Below are 20,115 nucleotides of genomic sequence, written 5' to 3' on the forward strand. Positions count from 1 at the left end.
ATTTCATCTCCATTCAGGCGCCTCAACGGGTCAATTCTTGTATTTCGTACAACAATTCTCCCTAACACCCTGGTATTTAGGAAGCAAAGTTGCAGTACGTACAACATTCGTACCTTTACAGTGTGAACTTTAGATCTCGTTCGCCGATGACGATACAGGTGTGAGAATTTTAATGGTTCTGCTGGTTACATAAACATTAAGCGGTAAGTTAGCCCCGGCGCATAGCGCCGGGGCTTTGCGCTTGTCCTCAAAGGCCGCCAATTGCCTCAACAGCCTCAACAACCGCATTTCCTGCGGTTCTCCCTCCCAATCTCTTTTAATTTGCCCATATCTTTTATCTCCGCTTAAATTGTTTTTAATGTGACCTTAAGGTTTAAAGTACAAAATAAGAACAAGAAAACAAATAACACTTTGCCGGATGCGGCAGAGCGCGGGAGGAAAGAAAACATGGACGATAACAAAAACAACTACAATCGTGAGAACAACTTTAATCGTGATAATGAACCGGGACCGCAGCGGGAATGGGACAGTAATGATAGCAGTAACTTTGATAACAATGGCAATAACAACAACACTAACAGTAACTCATCAACCGAAGCAGGCTCTTCATACTACTATTCCTATGGGCCGTTCAAATCCTTGAACAACGACGAGATGAACAGTGATGATCCGCAGCACTATAACCGCCGGGAGCCGGAGCGTGTAGAGATCTCACCTCCGCAGCCGGTCAAGCCTTTACCGTACAGCACTTCGCTTCGTACAACAGGATATGACGGAAATGGCGGACGCGGCGGCAACCCTCCTGAGGGGGGCAATGGCTGGCAGTATAACCGTAAGCCGAAGAAGCCGGTCAAAGCGGTATTAATTTCTTTTCTTGCCGGAATGATCGTATTATCGGGTTCGATGTTCATGGCAGACCGCGGCAATTGGTTCACAGGTGATCAGGCAGTAACAGCAGCTATTACGAATACAGCAGCCAAAACAGCAAATGGAAGTGCTACTATTACGCCTTCCACTTCCACCACTGCACTGGTCACCGGATCAGGTGATGTATCCAGCGTAGTGGACGGTGTAGGACCGGCAGTTGTCAAAATCGAGACGCTGGTAAAATCAAGCAGCAGAAGCAGCAGTAACCCGAATATGAGTGATCCGTTCTCACAGTTCTTCTTCGGTGATCAGTTCGGCGGCAGCGGATCTTCCGGCTCCAATTCAGAATCCCAGCCGGAATCAAACAATTCGGATTCTTCCCAGCTGACTCCTTATGGCATCGGCACAGGCTTCATTTATAATTCAGACGGCTATATTCTGACCAACCAGCATGTGGTGGATAATGCCGATGTCATCCAGGTTACGGTTGACGGCAATACTAAACCTTATGAAGCGAAATTGCTCGGCTCCAGCAAGGATCTGGACTTGGCCGTGCTCAAAATTGAAGGAACCGACTTCCCTACAGTGGCACTCGGTGATTCCGACAGCATTAAGGTAGGCTCTGAAGTCGTTGCCATTGGTAACCCGCAGGGCTTCGACCACACTGTTACAGCAGGTGTACTCAGCGCCAAGGGACGCAGTATTGATATTAATGAAGAAGACGGAAGCGGCACACGCAATTACAAGAATCTGCTGCAGACAGACGCTTCGATTAATCCGGGGAATTCGGGCGGACCTCTGCTTAATATGAATGGTCAGGTCATCGGGATGAATGTGGCGGTTAGCACAGACTCCCAGGGTATCGGTTTTGCCATCGCGGTCAATACCATTAAAGAAGTTGTAGAGAAGCTGGAAGCCAATCAGGAAATTCCGAAAGAACCGGTACCCTTCATCGGCGCCTCGCTGATGACCATTACCGATGAAGTGGCTAAGCAAATGGGCACAGACCTCAAAGAAGGCTCCGTAGTCGCCGAGATTGTCTTCAAGTCTCCTGCGTATACCGCCGACCTGCGCCCTTACGATATCATTACAGGTGTAAACGGTACGAACTATGCCACCAGCCAGGATCTGATTACTTATATCCAGACGCTCAAGGTAGGCGATCAGGTAACACTGAATGTGGTGCGTGACGGCAAGAAGCTGGACCTTCCGGTAACGATCGGCAACAAAAATGATTTTGACACGACTCAAACGCAGAAGCAATAAACACACCGGACGGTGAGCGGCACAGCGGAAGGGGAGACCCTTCCGTTTTTGCTGCATAGGCTGCGGATGCGGATAAACGGATTCATGATACAATAGAAATATATGAACTCGACAATGGGGGCTGCTTGATGCGACCGAATATTCTAATTATTGATGATGATGAGAAAATTATATCCATGCTGCGCCGCGGGCTCGCTTTTGAGGGCTATGATGTCAAAACAGCCGCTAACGGGGCAGACGGGCTGCGTGCTGTATTAAACAGTGATCCCGATGTGGTTATCCTGGATGTAATGATGCCGCAGGTGGACGGGTTCGAGGTCTGCCGCCGTCTGCGTGAGGGCGGAAGCAGTGTGCCGGTGCTTATGCTGACTGCCAAGGATGAAATTGAACACCGTGTCAAAGGGCTCGATCTGGGTGCGGATGATTATCTGGTGAAGCCGTTTGCTCTGGAGGAGCTGCTGGCCCGGGTGCGGGCGCTGCTCCGGCGCAAAAGCGAGCAGGGCGGAGGCTCAGACCAGGCGGTTTCCTATGAGGATATTACACTGGATGTAGATTCGCGTGAAGTGACGCGTGCCGGCAAACGTCTGGAGCTGACGGCGAAGGAATTCGAACTGCTGCATCTGTTCATGCAGAACCCGAAGCGGGTGCTGTCCCGTGATCTGATCATGGATAAGATCTGGGGGTACGATTACAGCGGTGAGTCCAATGTGCTTGAGGTATATATCGCAATGCTGCGCCAGAAGACGGAAGAGCATGGCGGCAAAAGGCTGATTCAAACGATCCGGGGAGCCGGCTACATCCTAAGAGGTGACTAATATGTCTATACGTTTGCGGCTGACTGCCTGGTACTCAGGGATTCTGGCCATTATGCTGCTGGTTTTATCGGGCGTAATCTACGGTTTTGTCTATATTAATACGTATGGGGACTTGAAGGACCGGCTCATAAACCAGGCGAATCAGGTTCAGCTAAAAACGGGTATGAACTATGACGGCACCTTGCAGCCGATACTTGGCGGCCCTGCGGGTCAAAGCCTGTTTGCCCAAATGTACATTTATGATCTGAACAAGCTGATTCCCAGCTCGAATATGACGGATATCAATCTGGAATTTAAAATTCCTGCCAAGGAAAACCTTAATAGCCAGCAAGGATTCCAGCAGGCCTCTTACGGCGGCAACCCTTTTCTGATCTATCAGAAAGCAGTTCCGGTTAACGTCAATAACAGCAGCATGCCTGCAGTTCTTCAGGTTGCTGTCTATACCGGAGAGCAAGTCACTTTACTCAACAGGCTAAAGAACATTCTGCTTGCCGGTTCTTTCGCCACGTTGCTCGCAGCCTTCACCTTCGGGCTCTTCCTCGCCCGCAAAGCGATGAGTCCGATCGGCAAGGTTATTGAAGCGGCTAACGGAATTCAGACAGGCACGGATTTGAGCTCGCGGATTGAATATGACGGGCCGCAGGATGAGATCGGCCGGCTGATCGATACGGTCAACAACATGCTCGGGCGGATGGAAGGCTTCTATACAGGGCTGGAGGAGGCTTACGCCACTCAGCGCCGCTTCGTGTCCGATGCTTCGCATGAATTGCGGACACCGCTTACAACAATCCGGGGCAACATAGATCTGCTGCAGAAGATCTGGGAGATGGAGCCGGATGACAGCCGGATGACGGAGGCGGAAATCCGCCAGCTCTCCATTGAATCCGTGAAAGACATTGCCGATGAATCCAAACGTATGAGCCGGCTGGTGGCCGATATGCTCTCTCTGGCCAGGGCGGATACAGGCAGGACCTTTGATATAGAGCCGGTAGCGCTGGAGCCGATGATGACCGAAGTGGCCCGCCGGGCTTCTTTCCTGCCCCGCCAGGCCGAGTGGTCTGTGGGCGAGATGGGCCAGTTGAACGGCAAGTATATCCTTGGCAACAAGGACTACCTGCAGCAGATGCTGTTCATCTTTATTGATAATGCCTTTAAATACACACCTGAAGGTGAAGTCACGCTCGACGCTGTCTTTTACCAGAACCAGGTGGGGATCCGCATCTCGGATACCGGGATCGGGATGGACAAGGACGAAGTGCCGCATATCTTTGACCGTTTCTACCGTGCCGATGAATCCAGGGGAATTACCGAAGGGATCGGTCTTGGATTGTCCATTGCCAAATGGATTATCGATGAACATCAAGGTTCGGTAGAGGTGGTAACCCGTCAGGGTGAAGGGACGACTTTTGTGATCTGGATGCCGCTTCTCTTTGCCCCGCCGCTGGAATAGGGTATAATTAAACGGTTCCTATTACAGCAGTCATTGACAGCAGAAAGCGGTGAATTCATGGAAGTCATCAAAATCTCTCCCCGGGGCTATTGCTATGGCGTCGTCGATGCTATGGTAATGGCACGGCAGGCCGCGCAAAATCTTGATTTGCCACGGCCGATTTATATATTGGGCATGATTGTGCATAACAGCCATGTCACGAACTCCTTTGAAGACGATGGAATCATTACGCTGGACGGGCATAACCGTCTGGATATTCTCGATAAAGTGGACAGCGGAACAGTGATATTTACTGCACACGGAGTCTCACCTGAGGTGCGCAAGATGGCCCGGGCCAAAGGGTTAACTACAGTGGACGCTACTTGTCCGGATGTAACAAAAACGCATGACCTCATCAAGGAAAAGGTTGAAGAGGGCTACGAGGTTATCTATATCGGCAAGAAAGGTCATCCTGAACCGGAAGGGGCTGTGGGGATCGCTCCTGAACATGTCCATCTTATTGAGAAGGAAGATGAAATTGCCGGTCTCTCGGTCCCTTCTTCGCGTATTGTAATTACGAACCAGACCACGATGAGCCAGTGGGATATTAAGCATATTATGAAAAAACTGCTGGAGACCTTCCCGGGAGCCGAGGTCCATAATGAGATCTGTATGGCAACCCAGGTCCGCCAGGAAGCGGTAGCGGAGCAGGCTGGCCAATGTGAGCTGGTCATTGTTGTCGGTGACCCGCGCAGCAATAACTCTAACCGCCTGGCACAGGTGTCGGAAGAGATTGCCGGCGTACCGGCTCACCGGATCTCAGATGTCTCTGAGTTGAACAGGGATTGGCTGAAGGGGATCACCAAGGTGGGAGTAACCTCAGGCGCTTCTACGCCAACACCGATTACCAAAGAAGTCATTAATTACCTGGAACAGTATGATGAAGCGAACCCTGATACGTGGGAGATCAAGCGTACTGTGAATATGGCGAAGCTTCTGCCGCCTGTGAAGAATAAGAGTGCGAGTGCTACCTAGTACTACCTGACTTGATAACAAAGATGAACTTATAGAATTTACCAAACGGCAGTGCTGCCTATGCCCGGGCGCTGCCGTTTTTTCCTGTCTACAGCCAATTGGGGTTGACTGGAACGGAAACATGCGGTAAAATCACTTTAGTGCTTAAAAGCGTACACGCGTCGTAGCGAGATAGTATCGAGCTGGATTATGCCAGATAATAAGAATAATTATCCAAAAGGGGAGCTATAATATGATCGTTATTACATCCAACCAAACACCGCAGGATCAGGTAAATGATATTATTGCCGTAATTGAAAAGGAAGGCTTGCAGGTACATCTCTCAAGGGGAGCAGATCATACTGTAATCGGTCTTGTCGGCGGCGTGACTCCGAAGCTGGCCGAGCATCTGCGCCAGATGAAGGGCGTCGAGAACGTCGTGAAGATCACCAAATCCTACAAGCTGGCCAGCCGTGATTTCCATCCGGAGGATACAGTTATCGATATCCGCGGTGTGAAGATCGGCGGAGAGAATCTCGTTATTATGGGCGGCCCTTGTGCCGTGGAATCCCCTGAGCAGATTGATGAAATCGCTCGGCTTGTTAAGGCTTCCGGCGGCCAGGTGCTGCGCGGCGGTGCCTTCAAGCCGCGTACCGGACCTTACAGCTTCCAGGGCGTAGGTGTGGAAGGTCTTACGATGATGGCTGAAGCCGGTAAACGCCACGGCCTGCTGACCATCACGGAAGTTATGACACCGGAGTATGTGGATATCTGTGCGGAGCATGCGGATATTCTGCAGGTAGGCACACGTAACATGCAGAACTTTGACCTGCTGCGCAAGCTGGGAACCTGCGGACGCCCCGTGCTGCTGAAACGCGGGTTCAGTGCGACTTACGATGAGCTCTTGAACGCAGCGGAATACATTCTGGCCGGGGGCAACCGTGATGTCATGTTATGTGAGCGCGGAATCCGGACCTTTGAAACTTACACACGTAATACGCTGGATCTGTCAGCTATTCCTGTGCTGCAGAATCTCAGCCACTTGCCAGTGATCTCCGACCCGAGCCATGGTACCGGACGCCGCGAGCTGGTTGCACCTATGGCTAAGGCTTCGGTTGCGGCAGGAGCCAATGGTCTGATCATCGAGATGCATACCGACCCTGATAATTCGATGACAGGTGACGGGGTGCAGTCCCTGTTCCCTGAGCAGTTCGACAGCCTGCTTAGAGACCTTGAGAAGCTGGCACCGCTTGTCGGACGCAAGTTCTCTCCGTCACTGGAAGCAGCACCTGTAGTATAAATCTCAGTGTGCAAGTAGCCTCCTGCAGGCCCTCTTCTCCCGCTTTGGGCGGAGGAAGGGGGCTATTTTTATTGAATTCAGGACAAAGGTGACATGGAAATCGGGTGAACAGAGTTTTTTCACCAAAGCGTCAGAATATCTTACATTGTCGTAAGAAATACCTGACATAAGCATTGACGATGTTAGGTTTGAGATTTATAATGACGACAGCAAAAAAATAAAAACAAGAACATTTGATACTGTGAGCGGCCTAATGTTCGGAACTTGGGGAGGAATAAAGCATGTCGGTTGAAAAAGTATTGCAGACGATCAAGGAGAACAATATCGAATGGGTGGATTTCCGGTTTGTAGATTTGGGTGGACGTGCTCACCACATCTCGCTGCCAGCATCCGCAGTTGAAGAAGAAACCTTTGAGAATGGTGTAGCATTTGATGGTTCTTCCATTACAGGATTCCGTGGGATTGAAGAATCGGACATGGTAATGATGCCTGATCCAAGCACTACATACATCGATCCTTTTACAGCTCACCCAACGCTTAACATCATGTGTGACATTTTCACACCGGATGGCGAACGTTACGAGCGCGACCCGCGCGGTATCGCAGTAAAGGCTGAAGAATTCCTGCAATCCAGCGGTGTAGGTACAGCAGCATTCTTCGCACCTGAGTCTGAATTCTTCATCTTCGACGATGTTCGTTATGAGAGCGGAATGAACAGCTCTTCCTACTTCGTAGATTCCGAAGAAGCAGCTTGGAACACGGGCCGTAAAGACGAAGGCGGCAACCTGGCATTCAAAGTAGGCGTTAAGGGCGGATACGTGCCTGTAGCTCCAGTGGATTCCCAACAGGATATCCGCAGTGAAATGTGCCGTTTGCTTGCTGAAGCAGGCCTTGAAATCGAACGCCATCACCATGAAGTGGCGACTGCAGGCCAGGCGGAAATCAACTTCCGTTTTGACACCCTGAAGAAAACAGCTGATAATCTCCTGACTTACAAATACATTGTGCAGAACACTGCACGCCAATACGGCAAGGTAGCAACCTTCATGCCAAAACCGCTGTTCGGTGATAACGGTAGCGGTATGCACGTTCACCAGTCGATCTTCAACGGCAGCGAGCCATTGTTCTACGAAAAAGGCTCTTATGCTAACCTGAGTGAATTGGCTCTGCACTACATCGGCGGTATCCTGTATCATGCTCCTGCATTGATCGCGCTGACTAACCCAAGCACCAATTCGTTCAAACGTCTGGTTCCTGGTTATGAAGCACCAGTTAACCTGGTTTACTCCAAGGGTAACCGTTCCGCTGCTGTCCGTATCCCGGTAGCTGCTGTAACACCTAAGGGCTGTCGTATCGAATTCCGTACACCTGACTCCACGGCTAACCCTTACCTGGCATTCTCCGCAATGCTGATGGCTGGTCTGGACGGAATTAAGAAGAAGATCAACCCTGAAGAAATGGGTTACGGTCCACTCGACAAGAACATCTACGAATTGTCTGATGCAGACAAAGAGAAGATCCGCAGCGTACCAGGAACACTGGACGAAGCACTTGACGCTTTGGAAGCTGACTACGAATTCCTTACAGAAGGCGGCGTATTCACTAAGGACTTCATCGATAACTACATCGCTCTGAAGCGTTCCGAAGCCCAAGCCGTTGCGATTCGTGTTCATCCTCATGAATACTCCCTGTACTTTGATGTATAAGATTAGTTAACCTGAATATAGCTTGATGAAGAAGCCTCCGGGATCCATTGATTCCGGGGGCTTTTTTTGTTGTGCTCTGGACACCAAAGCTGTACTTGCTCCGCCTCCCAGTTGTGCCAAGCTACTCTGTATCTGTACGGGGAAGTAACTGTTATTGCCACAAATAGATTGTAGGGTAGCGGCATTGGCGGAAACGGGGCGGTTACAAAGGCTGGGTAGCTAATCGTGCCGGGTTGTTCATTCGAGCACGAAATGAGGGGGAGATGCTCATTTAAAGGAATCTGAGTCCGCTTGGCTAAAAAATAAGCCGAATTGGATCAAATAACGGATTCTCAGTCCGACTCTCTAACTTAGGGAGCGTGGAGAGTCCAGTCCGGCATGCTTATGAGCGGTCGTGATTTCGTGATTTTTCGTGTTATTTAATAGAATATATCCTATAAAATCTCAACTTGATCATATATAACGTTTACATTTCTTGTGTATTTCAGATGTGTGAAATTTCAGGCGTGTTTTTGCTATATTCAAGTCAGATTTATATAAAATATAAAACTGATAACGAAAGTGGTTTCGTAATTATTGAAATACACATAAAGGCTGGAATATCAGCTTTTATGGTAATTATTTTGCACATCAAAGAACATGAAAAAACGCTTTACAAAGATTTATAACGATGCAATAATGAAAAACGAAACCGATTTCGGAAATTTCGATTAAAAAGCAATCTATCTTTGTATTATAGAGAGGATGAATACAGTGAATCACGATCACAAGATAAAATCAGGCTGGAGCTTCACCGGAAATAATGGGGATTTCAGACTGGAGCAGCCGGACCGGAGCAGTTTTTTATATTTTCCGCTGGTGAATGAGGGGGGCATGATGTCTTCGGTCAGCCCGAAGCTGCATGGTCAGGTAACTTCAGGTCATAATACATTCCTTACTCCGCCGCTCTCCGTGGAGGATTTGCATAATTCCCGGGCTTCCCGCAATTTCTGGGTATATATCGCAGGACAAGGCGCATGGTCGGCTACGGGTGACTCCGCCCGGCAGAACGCAGCCGTATATGGCGAAGCCGCTGACGAATCCCTGCTGGAAGCCGGACTGTTATGGCATAAAGTAACCCGGGAGAATAAGGAGCTGGGGTTAAATGCACAGATTACCAGCTTCGTCCCCTGCGGCAATGACAAGGTAGAGCTGATGAAGGTTGTGCTGACAAACAGCGGGACGAAGGAGCTCACACTGACTCCGACGGCTGCGATTCCGCTGTATGCGCGTTCTGCGGATGATCTGCGGGATCACCGGCATGTTACTTCGCTGCTAAACCGGATTTATACTTCCGCTTACGGAGTGGAGGTACAGCCGGCGCTTTCCTTCGACGAACGCGGACACCGGGTGAATCATACCTCTTATGGGGTGTTTGGTGCTGCTGAAGGCGGAGCGCAGCCTGTCGGCTTCTTCCCGGTACAGGAGGAATTCATCGGTGAAGGCGGAAGCCTGGACTGGCCGGAAGCGGTGGTGCGTAATCTGGCTCCGGAGATTGGTGAAGGCGGCGGGAGAGTCAAAGAAGGGTATGAAGCGCTTGGCGGTCTGCGGTTTGCAGAGATTACACTCGCTCCGGGACAGAGCCATTCCTATGTGGTTGTACTTGCGATAGAGAATGACAGAATCGGTGTGCCGGTTTTGATGGCCAAGTATGGCTCAACCGCTGCTTTTGATGCGTTATTGGAGGAAAATAAGACCTTCTGGGCGGAAAAAGTGAATACGGTAGAGTTCCATACAGGGGATCATTCCGCTGATGAGTGGATGAAATGGGTAACCCTGCAGCCTGTGCTGCGCAGACTATACGGCAACTCCTTCCTGCCTTATCATGATTATGGAAGAGGCGGCCGCGGCTGGCGTGATCTCTGGCAGGACTGTCTGGCGCTGCTGATTATGGAGCCTGCCGATGTGCGCAGCCTGCTGCTCAACAATTATGCCGGCGTCAGAATTGACGGCAGCAATGCGACAATTATAGGGCAGCAGCCTGGTGAATTCATCGCGGACCGTAATAATATTCCCCGGGTCTGGATGGATCACGGCGCATGGCCGTTCCTGACTACAATGCTGTATCTCGATCAGAGCGGTGATCTGGACTTCCTGTTGCAGGAGCAGACCTATTTCCGTGATTCCTTCATGAGCCGCTGCAAGGAACGCGATACGTCCTGGGAGCCGGCAGCCGGCAGCAGCCTGCGGACTGCAGCGGGTGAAGTGTATACAGGCACCATTCTGGAGCATATTCTGCTGCAGAATCTGGTTCCATTCTTCAATGTGGGTGAGCATAACAATATCCTGCTTGAAGGTGCTGACTGGAATGACGGCCTGGATATGGCAGCCCAGCGGGGTGAAAGTGTAACCTTTACCGCATTCTATGCGAGCAATCTACTTGATCTCTCCCGGCTACTAATCACGCTTAAGGAACGTACCGGCGGAGACACCCTGGAGCTTGCGGAAGAGATGACGCTGCTGCTGGATTCGCTTGGCGAATCCGTTGATTATGAATCTATCACTGCTAAACACGCACTGCTGGACCGCTTCTATGCCACAGCACCTAATAAGGTTAGCGGAGTCCGCGCTCAGCTGAAGCTTGAGCAGGTTGCAGAGGATCTGGCCCGCAAAGCGGAATGGATCTTCGCTCACCTGCGCCGCAATGAATGGGTAGACAGCGGACATGGCGACGGCTGGTTCAACGGCTATTATAATAATGACGGGGAACGTGTAGAAGGCGAGTTTGCCGGAGGTACCCGTATGACGCTGACCGGGCAGGTCTTCCCGCTGCTGGGTCATGCTGCTGCGCCGGAGCAGATTGCAAGCATTGTCTCGGCGGTGGAGCGTAATCTGTTCGATGACAAAATCGGCTACCGGCTGAACAGCAACTTCGGCGGCATTCAGCAGAATCTGGGCCGTGCGTTCGGTTTCGCCTTTGGCCATAAAGAGAATGGGGCCATGTTCAGCCACATGACTGTAATGTACGGCAACGCGCTGTATAAACGCGGATTTGTTAAAGAAGGCCGTAAAGTACTCGATTCGCTGTACAGCCTGAGCGCGGACTTTGAAGTCAGCCGGATGTACCCGGGGATTCCGGAATATATCAACGAGCAGGGCAGAGGAATGTATACGTATCTGACGGGCTCGGCAAGCTGGATGCTGCTGACGATGGTTACGGAAGTATTCGGTGTCAAAGGCAAGCTTGGTGATCTGCTGCTGCAGCCAAAGCTGGTTAAAGAACAGTTTGATGCTGAAGCCCGGGCATCCATCAAAACTATCTTTGCCGGACGCGAGCTGAAAGTCGTCTATACGGCTACAGGAAGCGCTGAGTATGGAGAGTACCAAATACACGCTGTGAAGCTGAACGGGGCTGAGGTAACGCTTCAGCGCGTCTCAGAGGGGGTTCTGATCTCCCGCAGTCTGCTGAGTGCCCTTCCTGAAGGCCAAGTTCATCTGCTTGAGGTGGAACTGGCTTAACGCCGGACCGTAACAATTATAGACGCCTGCTCTGCCGGTCCGCCGGGAGCGGGCGTTTTCAATGTAAGATTAAGAGCTGGACAGGAACGGATAATTGTATTTCGTACAGCTAAAAATAGCAAAAAGGTACCCTTAAAGGGATGGAGACCGATATAATTGTAACGGGGCAAGCCTAGAACTAGCATGACCAAGCATAGAAAGCAGAGAGGATGAGCATTGCATGGCACATATTCTATCAAACGGAATACTTACCGTGGAGATCGCAGAGGTAGGGGGATATAGCGGCACCCGCTTTGACTGGAGCGGATTTATTACAGGTGTGACTCTGGAGCAGGGGGGGCATACCTTTTGTGTGCCGGAGAGCCTGGTGCCGGGACAGGGCAGCGGAGGGATAGGCCTCTGTAATGAATTTGCCATTTCCCGGGCAATTGGCTACGAGGAGGCTGCTGCCGGGGAGTGGTTCCCGAAGCCGGGCATCGGGCTGCTGCAGAAGCAGAGCGATGAAGCATACGATTTTTTCCGGAATTATCCGCTCATCCCCTTCACCATAAATGAAGAGCTCAGCCCGCATTCGGTCACGTTCACCGTCCAGCCGATGGAATGCAGGGGATATAGTATGAAGATAGTCAAAACTATCACGCTGAAGGATGACCGGCTGGATATTGCCTACGAGATTGAGAATGTAGGGGAGAAGCCGCTGCGCATCGAGGAATACATTCATAACTTTGTAGGAATTAACGGGGCGGCAGTTGGCGGGGAGTATGTGCTTAAGCTGCCTGGAACCCTCCGAATTGCGGCACCGGAATCCTCCTATACCGACAATTTGCTGAGTGTAACCGGGAACAGTCTTACCTGGACGGCTGAGCCGGACCGTCCGTTCTACTGCAGACTCGAAGGCTGGGAGAATGCCGGGGCGGATCATTATTGGGAGCTCGTTCACAAGCCAAGCGGTGCCGGAATCCGGGAGAGCGGCGATTTTCCCGCGGAACGGATCATCTTATGGGGTGAACAACATGTGATTTCTCCCGAGGTTTTTATTGACATCACCATTTTACCGCGTCACAGCAAGGGTTGGAAGCGCAGCTATCAATTTTTCGCCTCATGAAGCCTGCCTAGCTTACCTCTTATGTGAATAATTATACTTGCTGCTGTTTAATGTTATCTGCTATCATAGCGATATCCATATTCATAGGAGAGAAAGGGTGGGAGTAATTTTGAGCAAGAGAGCATACAATTTTAATGCCGGACCGGCGGCACTGCCGCTTACAGTATTGGAACGTGCACAAGCGGAGTTTGTTGAATTCCGGGAGAGCGGAATGTCTATTATGGAGATGTCGCACCGCGGAGCTATATACGAATCCGTGCATAATGAAGCTCAGGAACGCCTGCTTTCACTCCTCGGCAATCCGCAAGGCTACAAGGTATTGTTCATTCAAGGCGGAGCAAGCACACAGTTCGCCATGGTTCCGATGAACTTTATCTCCGCAGGCCAGGTCGGAAGCTATGTCATGACAGGAAGCTGGGCTGACAAGGCCCTGAAGGAAGCCAAGCTGACAGGCGGCGGGCATGTTGCCGCATCCTCAGAGGATAAGAAGTTCCTGGCGATTCCAGAGCTTAGCAGCATCAAGGCTGCTGACAATGCCGCATATCTGCATGTTACATCGAATGAAACGATTGAAGGGACACAATACGCAGAGTATCCGGATGCAGGTTCTATTCCGCTGATCGCTGATATGTCCAGTGACATTCTGAGCCGTTCCTTCGACATCAACAAATTCGGTCTGATCTATGCCGGTGCGCAAAAGAATCTCGGACCTTCAGGCGTCACTGTTGTGATCGCCAAGGAAGAGCTGATCTCCAGTTCTCCTGCGAATATTCCGACGATTCTGCGGTATGATACGCATTACAAGAATAACTCTCTCTACAATACGCCGCCATCCTTCTCTGTATATATGGTTAACGAAGTGTTAAAATGGATTGAGGAACAAGGCGGACTTGCCGGTACTGAAGCCAAGAACCGTGATAAAGCAGGTCTCCTCTATGACTATATCGACGGCAGTGGCGGCTTCTACCGCGGAGTTGCGGAAGAAGGCAGCCGTTCCATTATGAATGTAACGTTCCGGATGCAATCGGAGGAACTGGAGAAGCAGTTCATCAAAGCTTCCGAAGCAGAAGGATTTGTCGGCCTCAAAGGCCACCGCAGCGTAGGCGGCTTGCGTGCCTCCATCTATAATGCGGTTCCTCATGAAAGTGTTAAGGCGCTTGCCGATTTCATGAAGCATTTCCAGCAAACTCAAGGTTAATGAAAGAACGCTCTTGACCTTCCGCCTGGCGGTGGAGGGTCTTCTTCTTGTCCGCACCTTAGGATTCCGGGCTCCGCCTGTTCCTGGAGCAGCACCAAGATTTCATCACAGGGCCAAGTAAGACCCTACAGAGAGGAAGCAGCTGATTTATGGCATTACACATTGTGCTGGTGGAACCGGAAATTCCGGCGAACACAGGCAATATCGCCCGCACCTGTGCGGCTACAGGAACCCATCTCCATCTCGTACGTCCCCTCGGTTTTCGTACAGATGATGCTACACTGAAGCGTGCCGGACTCGATTATTGGCATGCTGTGACCATTGAATATCACGATTCCTTCAGTGAAGTACTGGAGAAGTATAAGGAAGGCCGGTTCTTCTACGCAACGACGAAGGCAGAGAAGCGGTACAGTGATTTCGCTTTTCAGGATGGAGATTTCTTTGTGTTTGGCAAAGAAACCAAAGGATTGCCCGCAGATATTCTCGAGGCCGGTAAGGAAACCAGAATGCGCATGCCGATGAGTGAAGCGGTTAGATCGCTCAATCTATCCAATTCTGCAGCGATTATAGTGTATGAAGCACTCCGGCAGATGGATTTCCCGCAACTTTTCTAAAAGTTGACATCAATTTTTATTTTTTTCAGCAGGATTCGACATTTTAGTAACGAAATAGTTAATTAGTGCCGAAATAAGTAGTATAGAACGTGAACTTAAGAATGGCCAGATCATTCTTAAGTTCACCTTATGTAGCTACTAATTATCAGTTGAACAGGAGAGTGTAAGTTAGATATGAAACCTGCTGGCGTTGTACGTAAAGTAGATCAGCTGGGTAGAATTGTTCTGCCTAAGTCTCTGCGTAAAAGGTATTCAATGAATGAAGGCGACCCTGTAGAAATTCTGGTTCAGGGCGACCACATCATTCTGGAGCGTTACCGTCCGAAGTGTGTCTTTTGCGGATCGATGGAAGGCGTAAGCGAATATAAAGACCGTTATATTTGTGCAAGCTGCCTTTCGGAAATGACTCAATTGCCAAGACACGCGTAAGCTGTAACCAGCATTATTATCTACATAGGAGAAGCGCTGAACGGTGTCCTGTAACAGGGAGGCTGATTGGAAAAGGCTTTTCTTCACAGCAAAAAAAGAGCGCCGCACATCAGTGCGGCGCTCCTTTTTGTGTAAACGCTCAGCGGGCGCTAGAGTCCCTTGGTCTTGTCGTCGTTGTAGGAAGAAGTAAGTATGCCGGCCAGAAAGAGCAGAAAAACCAGGGTCACGATCCAAAAAGTCAGGGAGAACGACATGCTGGGCACCTCCGTTAGTGACTGTTATTCGTTAACCTGATTATACGCTTTCATTCCGCAAAAATAAATGAAAATGTGACTTATGGCATTGACTAATTTCCTGTCGGCTATTTAAAGAACAGGAAATTAGTCGGCACACGCCGCAGATTGCCGTCTGAAGGGTTATTGATAACCTTCCCCCGGAAGATCAGGGATGAAGATCCGCCTCCATCGAGATTGTAGGCATCAATGACCCCAAGATTGTACAGCTTGTCCTGAAGCTCAGCCAGGGTAGCGCCGGAATTACCATTCTCGTTATAACCGTCGGCCACCAGAATGAGCAGCTGATCATCCTTGTAGTTGCCGATTACGGTGCGCGGCGCACGCTTTGGAGTAAGCTGCCATTTCTGCGGGATCGCAGTCTTGGTGTGATTCTTCAACAGAACCGGCACGAAGGTGGCGCCGAAAACAGGCTCCAGCTGATCCAGCTGTGCCTTGCTGCTGAACTTGCCGCCGATCAGCTGTCCGGATTTATTCAGACCAACGAAGCTGAGATCCTTATAGCTGGGCTCAAATCCGTATAAATACTGCCCGCCGACTATGGTTGTAGACAGCGGATAACGCTTGCCGTTCTGATCGGCGAACCCGCCGGCATTGATGCCTGCGGATGCACCATAACGGTTCACGGCCTGCATAGTGGTCTCGGAGGCGCCTGAGCCGTCACCGGCCAGGCTCATTTTCATCGCGGACGGATCTTTCAGTCTGATCTTTAGGGCGTATGCTTTATAGTTTCCGGGGTTCAGCCGGTACAATTCAATGGTAATCCGGTCACTGGTAATGACATCGGCAGGAATGCCCAGCCTGGATGTGATCCGGTTGTTGTAAATCCGCTCGGGACGGGAGGTCTGGGCTGTCGCCGTACTGACCAGAGCGTTCATCGCATTCGTAGTCTGCTTGTACAGCAGTGCACTGGCGCTGATCGAATCGATGGTGTAGGACGCATAGCTCTTGGCTACGGCCAGATCCTGCTTAAGCATGGCGGTCTCAGTCACAGGGCCGGAAACAGCAGTGAACTGTCCGGTATCCAGTTTGAGGTCGAGCGGCGGCTGATACAGCCACAGGCAGAGCAGCAGTCCGAACAACGGTGCGGTCAGGAGCATGAAGAAGCGGTTTACTCTTTTGACAGGAGTCATCATTTGAGCAGGTCCATCTCTTTCTTGAGCGCATCCAGCTGTTTCTTGACCTCGCTTAGTTGCGTATACAGCTTGTTGCTGTTGTCGGTCTTGTTGCTGGCATTATCTTTGGTGAAGGTCAATAACTCATTGAATGTCTGCACAGTGCTCTGCAGTTCCTTCACCTGTTCGGTCAGCACGGCAATCTTGGATTCGTAATCGGTCTTCAAAACGGTAAGCTGCTGCTGGCTTTGCGATCCAAGCTCGCTCAGCACCTGATCCTTCAGATGGTTCGTGTAGCTGTACACGGCATAGACACCGAGTGCGATCATCAAAATCCAGAACAGTAGAAACCATTTTACGGAAGGTCCGCTTCTCTCTGCGCTCCGGCGCGAGTGTACCCGGGTCGATTCCGCTAGCGGTTGCATTTCATCACCTCAAGCTATTAATTTTTCAAGTCCCCATTCTATCAGACTTTTACTATTTTCGCAAAAGTGAAAGAGCTTGTGAAAACAAGAAAAAGTAATTGCATCCGGTTAAACTACTGCGATACAATTTCTATAGATTGGAATATCTGAGGGGCGTATTCAAGGTAAAAGTAGGAAGAATAGACAAGACATCATAGTTCCTTGCTTGCGTGTTAACAGGAAACGCATATCGCGCTTTCCATTCTGGTAAATTATATAGATAGCAGGAGGTCTGGGCATTGATGAAAGTCTGGCGGGTGGTCATCGTGGGATGTCATCCCACAAGTATGCTGGGAACAAAGTTGATTTTGGAAGAAGGGGGAGAGCTGGAGGTTGAAGGTATGTATTCCACTTGGAGCGAATGCGTTTCCATAGTGAGGGATACCGGGCCTGACCTGGTACTCAGTGATTATCAGATGCCGGAAGGAACGGTGGAGGATGTCCTGCCAGAGATGAAGAAGAGCTCACAGGGCTCCCATTTTATAATTATGACCGAAGAAAATGATAAAGAAATGTTTCAGCCGCTGATTGAGCTCGGGGCCAGCGGAGTGCTGTCCAAGGGGGCGACTCCGGGTCAGCTGCTGCAAATGATTAACGGGATCCGTGAAGGCTTCATCTCGATTCCGCTCGAGTGGATTGAGAAGGGATTTCGTCCGGTGACCTCCTCCAGAGGGCTGGACGCTGTAATGCAGCTGACACAGACAGAGATGTTTATTATGGAACGCATTGTGCAAGGAATTACATACGATAAGATCGCACTGGAAATTGAAGTCAGCCGCCGCTCGATCGATAACTATCTGCGCAAGATTTATGTTAAGCTGGAAGTATCTACGAGGGCACAGGCGATCGAGAAATTCGCCCTATTCTCAAGACAGAACAAGCAAATATACGCCTGATCCCCGTATAACGACATAATGCCGTCCGGGCTGGAATATTCTTAAACAAGGGTAAAGGGGGGAGCGTATGAAGTATGAATTCTCTGCGCGCGCACATACGTTGTTGTCTTCACCACTTCTGAGTATCCGCAAACAGACGCGCCGCGGCACACTGATCTCACTGGCGGAAGAGCTGCCGGCGGAGGAACTATTCCCGTTGCCGTTGCTGTCTGAAGCGGCGTCCACGGTAATTTCAGCAGATGCCGGGGCTTTGCAGTACGGGGATCCTGAAGGGTATGGCCCGCTGCGGGAATGGCTTACCGGAGATTGGCTCGGAGGCAAAGGGGTTCATGTTGCCGAAGGCGGAGTTCTTCTGACAACGGGAAGCCAACAAGCTATCGATTTGCTGGCGAGAGTCTATATTGATCCCGGAGACCGGGTTCTGGTCGAGAATCCGACCTCCCCGGGTATTCTGCAGGCGCTGCGGATGCAGGGTGCAGTTATCATTCCGGTGCAGGGGGATAAGGACGGCCTGCTGCCCGATCATCTGCGCAGCGGAATCCGCCAGCACCGGCCCAAAATGTTGTTTGCCACGCCGAGCTTTACCAATCCGAGCGGTGTGCTGTGGAGCCTTGCGCGGCGCAAGGAAATTCTTGAGCTGTGCATCTCGCATAATGTGCTGGTAATAGAGGATGATTCATATGGTGATCTGCATTTCCAGCGTTATGATGAGCGTCCTTCTCTGAGATATCCTTCCCTCTATGCGCTGGAGAATGTCAGCGAAGGCGGGCATGTGCTGTACATCGGTTCCTTCAGCAAAACCGTTGCGCCGGCGCTGCGGACGGGCTGGGCTGCTGGGAGCCGCGAGCTGATCGGGATGATGACGGCTGCGAAGCAGATGGCGGACTGGCAATCCAGCTCCCTGAATCAGCGGCTGCTGCATCATCTGCTTAGTGTTAGCGCCTTTGATCTGCGGGAGCATATCACCCTGCTGAACCGGGAGTACAATACCCGCCTCAAGCTGATGGCGGAGCTTCTGAAGCGTCCGGCCTGGAAGAGCAGCGTGTATGACATGCCGGTTGGCGGGATGTTCCTCTGGGTGTCGCTGCCTGAGGGGCTGGATGCCATGGCACTGCTGCGTGTCTCATTGGCTAAAGGTGTAGCCTTTCTGCCCGGACCGCTCTGCAGTGTAAGCGGAGGATCGGAGCGGATCCGGCTTAACTTCAGCCACCCCGGCCGGGATGAGCTGCTGCTGGGCATGAATCTGATGAGCGAAGCGGTGTCGGAGTTTACGGCACGGAGCTGAGGGTAACGGGGATAACGGGAGCATGATATAGAAGAAGGATGACTGCTTGCCATGGAATGGCGAACGGTTGTCCTTCTTTTTTTGGACTAAATTTACAAAGATGTCTTTAGAATCGGAAAAATATGAAACTTATCGTGTTGTAGAAGGAACTATACTTGGGCTGAGTGTCAAATTTATTCCAAACCCAAGGAACCGGAGCTGAAAGAGAATGAAAATAAACAAAACATATAGGTTGGCAGCTTGCATTGCAGTATTGCTACTGGGAGGATGCAGCAGTAATCCGGAACCGCCGGATGCGGCTGTACCCACCGAAACCGCTGAAGCCGCTGAAGCCGCAGGACCTGCCACTGGCAAAGGAGCAACGGGCCTTACGGCTTTAGATACTCCTGTATGTGAGGAACCGGTCAGCAAGCTGCACTACAGCCGGAATCAGCTCCGGGAAATCCGGGAAGCGGCGGATAAAGCCGGTCTTGAGAACGTATATATTCCTACGATTGGCGGCGGGCCGGATGATTATTTTGAAGAGGCCAAGGTGGACGGAAAGCAGCTGACTCTTCATTTCATCCGGATGGCGATTGCTGAATCTGTAGAGGAGCTGGAGCCTGCTGCGGCAAACCGGACAGTTACCAGGGTGCAGCTGTCTCCGCAATTGGCAGGAAAGTGGATTAACGAAGAGGAGAGTACGGTGGGATATTTGTATGGTGAAATAGAAAACACCCATTTTGAAATCTTCTCTGCCAGAATGTTTGACCGGAAGGATTTTGAGGATGCAGCGGAATCAATGATTCTGCTCCGGCAGGAATAATGCAGCTGAGCGGATG

General features: G+C 50.8%; 16 protein-coding genes. 14 read left to right on the forward strand and 2 right to left on the reverse strand.

Annotated features, from left to right (window positions below; all coding sequences use genetic code 11):
* The first annotated feature begins 447 nt into the window (after positions 1 to 447).
* The 11 genes from PBOR_RS10210 to PBOR_RS10260 all read left to right on the forward strand — a co-directional run bounded on the left by PBOR_RS10210 (position 448) and on the right by PBOR_RS10260 (position 15,241).
* Positions 448 to 2,133, forward strand: coding sequence for a S1C family serine protease (locus PBOR_RS10210; RefSeq protein ID WP_042211589.1), 1,686 nt, complete (start codon positions 448 to 450; stop codon positions 2,131 to 2,133).
* A gap of 128 nt (positions 2,134 to 2,261) precedes the next feature.
* Positions 2,262 to 2,948: a response regulator transcription factor gene (locus tag PBOR_RS10215; RefSeq protein WP_042135165.1), complete on the forward strand. Its 687-nt coding sequence runs from the start codon at positions 2,262 to 2,264 to the stop codon at positions 2,946 to 2,948.
* 1 nt (position 2,949) lies between these two features.
* Complete coding sequence (locus tag PBOR_RS10220) at positions 2,950 to 4,398, forward strand: sensor histidine kinase (RefSeq protein WP_042211590.1); 1,449 nt, start codon at positions 2,950 to 2,952, stop codon at positions 4,396 to 4,398.
* A gap of 57 nt (positions 4,399 to 4,455) precedes the next feature.
* Positions 4,456 to 5,412 carry a 4-hydroxy-3-methylbut-2-enyl diphosphate reductase gene (locus PBOR_RS10225; RefSeq protein ID WP_042211591.1) on the forward strand — a complete coding sequence of 319 codons (957 nt, stop codon included), beginning with the start codon at positions 4,456 to 4,458 and terminating at the stop codon, positions 5,410 to 5,412.
* 232 nt (positions 5,413 to 5,644) lie between these two features.
* Positions 5,645 to 6,691 (forward strand): 3-deoxy-7-phosphoheptulonate synthase, encoded by a 1,047-nt coding sequence (aroF, locus tag PBOR_RS10230; protein ID WP_039303367.1) that lies wholly within the window; start codon positions 5,645 to 5,647, stop codon positions 6,689 to 6,691.
* A gap of 281 nt (positions 6,692 to 6,972) precedes the next feature.
* Positions 6,973 to 8,397: a type I glutamate--ammonia ligase gene (glnA, locus tag PBOR_RS10235; protein ID WP_042135170.1), complete on the forward strand. Its 1,425-nt coding sequence runs from the start codon at positions 6,973 to 6,975 to the stop codon at positions 8,395 to 8,397.
* A gap of 744 nt (positions 8,398 to 9,141) precedes the next feature.
* Positions 9,142 to 11,895, forward strand: a complete 2,754-nt coding sequence (locus tag PBOR_RS10240) for a GH36-type glycosyl hydrolase domain-containing protein (protein ID WP_174479811.1) — start codon at positions 9,142 to 9,144, stop codon at positions 11,893 to 11,895.
* Between the two features lie 220 nt (positions 11,896 to 12,115).
* Entirely contained in the window at positions 12,116 to 13,000 is an 885-nt protein-coding gene (locus PBOR_RS10245) for a hypothetical protein (protein ID WP_042211593.1), read from the forward strand.
* Positions 13,001 to 13,106: 106 nt separating this feature from the next.
* Positions 13,107 to 14,198, forward strand: coding sequence for a 3-phosphoserine/phosphohydroxythreonine transaminase (gene serC / locus PBOR_RS10250; RefSeq protein WP_081972354.1), 1,092 nt, complete (start codon positions 13,107 to 13,109; stop codon positions 14,196 to 14,198).
* Between the two features lie 149 nt (positions 14,199 to 14,347).
* A complete protein-coding gene (trmL, locus tag PBOR_RS10255) occupies positions 14,348 to 14,812 on the forward strand; it encodes a tRNA (uridine(34)/cytosine(34)/5-carboxymethylaminomethyluridine(34)-2'-O)-methyltransferase TrmL (RefSeq protein ID WP_042211594.1) in 465 nt (154 codons plus the stop codon).
* A 174-nt stretch (positions 14,813 to 14,986) separates the two neighbouring features.
* The gene (locus tag PBOR_RS10260) at positions 14,987 to 15,241 is read left to right on the forward strand and encodes an AbrB/MazE/SpoVT family DNA-binding domain-containing protein (protein WP_042211595.1); all 255 of its coding nucleotides are present in this window, start codon (positions 14,987 to 14,989) and stop codon (positions 15,239 to 15,241) included.
* A 361-nt stretch (positions 15,242 to 15,602) separates the two neighbouring features.
* On the opposite strand, the gene PBOR_RS10265 is transcribed toward PBOR_RS10260, so the two are convergent.
* The gene (locus tag PBOR_RS10265; protein WP_099052457.1) at positions 15,603 to 16,670 is read right to left on the reverse strand and encodes a phosphodiester glycosidase family protein; all 1,068 of its coding nucleotides are present in this window, start codon (positions 16,668 to 16,670) and stop codon (positions 15,603 to 15,605) included.
* On the reverse strand, positions 16,667 to 17,074 hold the full coding sequence (locus PBOR_RS10270; protein ID WP_039303387.1) for a hypothetical protein: 408 nt from the start codon (positions 17,072 to 17,074) through the stop codon (positions 16,667 to 16,669). Before PBOR_RS10270 ends, PBOR_RS10265 begins: the two co-directional genes overlap by 4 nt.
* A 278-nt stretch (positions 17,075 to 17,352) precedes the next feature.
* On the opposite strand from PBOR_RS10270, the gene PBOR_RS10275 reads away from it, so the two are divergent.
* From PBOR_RS10275 to PBOR_RS10285, 3 genes are all read left to right on the forward strand, one after another.
* A complete protein-coding gene (locus PBOR_RS10275) occupies positions 17,353 to 18,009 on the forward strand; it encodes a response regulator transcription factor (RefSeq protein WP_042211596.1) in 657 nt (218 codons plus the stop codon).
* Positions 18,010 to 18,076: 67 nt separating this feature from the next.
* On the forward strand, positions 18,077 to 19,294 hold the full coding sequence (locus PBOR_RS10280; protein WP_042211597.1) for an aminotransferase-like domain-containing protein: 1,218 nt from the start codon (positions 18,077 to 18,079) through the stop codon (positions 19,292 to 19,294).
* A gap of 232 nt (positions 19,295 to 19,526) precedes the next feature.
* A complete protein-coding gene (locus PBOR_RS10285) occupies positions 19,527 to 20,099 on the forward strand; it encodes a hypothetical protein (RefSeq protein WP_042211598.1) in 573 nt (190 codons plus the stop codon).
* Positions 20,100 to 20,115: the final 16 nt, after the last annotated feature.

The organism is Paenibacillus borealis (genome assembly GCF_000758665.1).
Lineage (GTDB): Bacteria > Bacillota > Bacilli > Paenibacillales > Paenibacillaceae > Paenibacillus_AQ > Paenibacillus_AQ borealis.

What these genes read in the sequence shown, in the direction of transcription:
- PBOR_RS10280 (WP_042211597.1), top strand. Translation starts at nt 18,077, where the DNA reads ATGAAGTATGAATTCTCTGCGCGCGCACATACGTTGTTGTCTTCACCA.
- PBOR_RS10260 (WP_042211595.1), top strand. Translation starts at nt 14,987, where the DNA reads ATGAAACCTGCTGGCGTTGTACGTAAAGTAGATCAGCTGGGTAGAATT.
- PBOR_RS10270 (WP_039303387.1), bottom strand. Translation starts at nt 17,074, where the DNA reads ATGCAACCGCTAGCGGAATCGACCCGGGTACACTCGCGCCGGAGCGCA.
- PBOR_RS10220 (WP_042211590.1), top strand. Translation starts at nt 2,950, where the DNA reads ATGTCTATACGTTTGCGGCTGACTGCCTGGTACTCAGGGATTCTGGCC.
- trmL (WP_042211594.1), top strand. Translation starts at nt 14,348, where the DNA reads ATGGCATTACACATTGTGCTGGTGGAACCGGAAATTCCGGCGAACACA.
- PBOR_RS10240 (WP_174479811.1), top strand. Translation starts at nt 9,142, where the DNA reads ATGAATACAGTGAATCACGATCACAAGATAAAATCAGGCTGGAGCTTC.
- PBOR_RS10245 (WP_042211593.1), top strand. Translation starts at nt 12,116, where the DNA reads ATGGCACATATTCTATCAAACGGAATACTTACCGTGGAGATCGCAGAG.
- PBOR_RS10210 (WP_042211589.1), top strand. Translation starts at nt 448, where the DNA reads ATGGACGATAACAAAAACAACTACAATCGTGAGAACAACTTTAATCGT.
- aroF (WP_039303367.1), top strand. Translation starts at nt 5,645, where the DNA reads ATGATCGTTATTACATCCAACCAAACACCGCAGGATCAGGTAAATGAT.
- PBOR_RS10215 (WP_042135165.1), top strand. Translation starts at nt 2,262, where the DNA reads ATGCGACCGAATATTCTAATTATTGATGATGATGAGAAAATTATATCC.
- PBOR_RS10265 (WP_099052457.1), bottom strand. Translation starts at nt 16,670, where the DNA reads ATGATGACTCCTGTCAAAAGAGTAAACCGCTTCTTCATGCTCCTGACC.
- glnA (WP_042135170.1), top strand. Translation starts at nt 6,973, where the DNA reads ATGTCGGTTGAAAAAGTATTGCAGACGATCAAGGAGAACAATATCGAA.
- PBOR_RS10225 (WP_042211591.1), top strand. Translation starts at nt 4,456, where the DNA reads ATGGAAGTCATCAAAATCTCTCCCCGGGGCTATTGCTATGGCGTCGTC.